Source organism: Pseudomonas sp., assembly GCF_026224925.1.
In the GTDB taxonomy this organism is placed as follows: Bacteria; Pseudomonadota; Gammaproteobacteria; order Pseudomonadales; family Pseudomonadaceae; genus Aquipseudomonas.
On record NZ_JAMFRV010000770.1, the window covers coordinates 1 to 2,173 of the forward strand.

Annotated in this window: 2 protein-coding genes; both read right to left on the reverse strand. The window is 58.8% G+C overall.

What is annotated here, in order from left to right:
• Nucleotides 1–1,419: NAD-dependent DNA ligase LigB (ligB, locus tag M0974_RS32270; RefSeq protein ID WP_297846261.1), on the reverse strand; the 1,419-nt coding region annotated here is incomplete at its 3' end.
• Nucleotides 1,420–1,692: 273 nt separating this feature from the next.
• Nucleotides 1,693–2,173 (reverse strand): methionine adenosyltransferase domain-containing protein (locus tag M0974_RS32275; RefSeq protein WP_297846263.1); only part of this gene is annotated, 481 nt, incomplete at its 5' end.

Consider the following 2,173-nt stretch of genomic DNA (forward strand, 5'->3'; position numbering starts at 1 on the left):
GCTGAGTTCACCGAAGCCGGGAATGTTACCAAGCTCTTGCGCATCCAGCGTCATCCAGTCGAGCAAACCATTGATCTGCCCCGCGCTCAGCAGCTTGTCCCACGTGCCGGGGCCAACGCCTGCCAGCGCTAACCCGTTCTTGCCGCTTAGCCACGCCAGCCGCGCCTGAAATTGATTTTCACAGCCCGCGGTCGGCTGCCAGCAACTGAGGAAGTGATAGTCGCTCGCCACCGGGACGTCGAGCACCGCGCGATCAGGACTGCGCGACACTACGCTGTCCAGACGCGGGATGGTGAGTCCGGCAAGGCTGATCGCTATTTGATCACCGGGGCGTATGTCCAGTTGTTCCCAGCGTTTTAGAGAGCCGACGCTGATCCGCTTGATCTGGCGGTCGTCGAGCGTGACCGGTACAAGATCGAGCACCGGAGTGATTCGCCCGCTGCGTCCAATAGTGAAATTAACCTTACGCACTTCGGCCAAGGCCTGGGCAAACGGATACTTCCAGGCGGCGATCCAATAAGGCGCTTTGGCCTGCCAGCGCTCTGCCGGAGGCCGCAGGCTTTGGCGCATCACCACACCGTCGCTGGCGAAGGGCAACCCCGTGCGATACCAGTATTCTCGCCATGCTTTCGCCTGTGCAAAACTCTCCAGCGGATGGCTATAGAGGGCGCTGTCGTTGAAGCCCATGGCGGTTAACCCGGCCAGTCGGTCGGGCAACGACTCTGGCCCGTTGGGCCAATCCCAAACGAATAGGCCCACGTTTTGCGCTTCTTCTGCACGAATGGTTTTACGCGCCAACAGCCCGGCGACTTTACTCCGTGCGTTGAGGCTGCCGTCGCTGGCTTGTACATGATCTTGCAGCCGCCAATACAACTCGCCCTGCAGCTCAAGATCCTCCGGCCATGGCAGATGCGCCGGTATGGCAGGTATTAGTCGCGCATGAGCGGTCCAGTCCTGACCTTTGAGCCCATTGCCGCGGCTGATCGCCTGCTTGAACTCACCTTTTTCATACGTCAACGTAACTGCGACACCATCGACCTTTGGCTGAATCCAGACGTCTTTGCGATCCTTGAGCCAGTTTTGCACGGCACGTTCGCTGGGGAGCTTATTCAAACCGGTGTGTGGAATTGGATGAAGGACCGTTCCGCTGGCTGTTTTGAGTGGATCATCATTGGGCGCAGGTATTTGCGTAAAACAGGCGCGCCACTGAGTAAGGCGCGCACGGGATTGGTCGTACAGCTCATCGGCCACCTGAGAAACGCCCAAACGGTGATAACTGTCGTCCCACTGGCTGATTTGCCGTTGCAGTGTGGAGATGTGTTTGTCCGCTTTGGTGGCGGGCCAGTCGGGGCGGCTGGTTGCGGCATGGGCGGTCAGGCAGGTGAGGGTGAGCAGGCAACCGGCGAGTAAGCGCAGCATCGAAGCATCCTTGCTTGGGAGGGTGCTGTGAGGGTAGTTGCTGAAGATGGCCGGTGACGGTTTGAGTCGTTGCAGGGTTTTGCAGTGCTCTGTAGGACCGAATTTATTCGGGAAGGCGTCGTGCTAGACGCAGATGCCGTCGAATGTGAAACCGATTCCCGAATGAATTCGGTCCCACAGGGCATCATCAAACTTCCTAAAGATGTAGGTAATATTCCAGACACAAAAAAGCCCCAGCCAACGTGCGTCGACTGAGGCGTTTTTTAGCGGGTCTTACAAACCAGCAGCAGCGCGCAGGTCGGCGGCGCGGTCGGTTTTTTCCCAGGTGAAGGTGGTGAAGGTGTCATCACCAACGGTCTTCAGTTCCGGAGTACGACCGAAGTGACCGTACGCAGCGGTTTCCTGGTACATCGGGTGCAGCAGGTCGAGCATTTTGGTGATCGCGTATGGACGCAGGTCGAAGTGCTCGCGGACCAGTTTGACGATCTTGTCATCGCTGATCTTGCCGGTGCCGAAGGTGTTCAGCGAGATCGAAGTCGGTTGAGCGACGCCGATAGCGTAGGAAACCTGGATCTCGCAACGCTCGGCCAAGCCGGCAGCGACGATGTTTTTCGCCACGTAACGACCGGCGTAAGCCGCCGAACGGTCTACCTTCGATGGATCTTTACCCGAGAACGCGCCGCCGCCGTGACGGGCCATGCCGCCGTAGCTATCGACGATGATCTTGCGACCGGTCAGGCCGCAGTCGCCCACC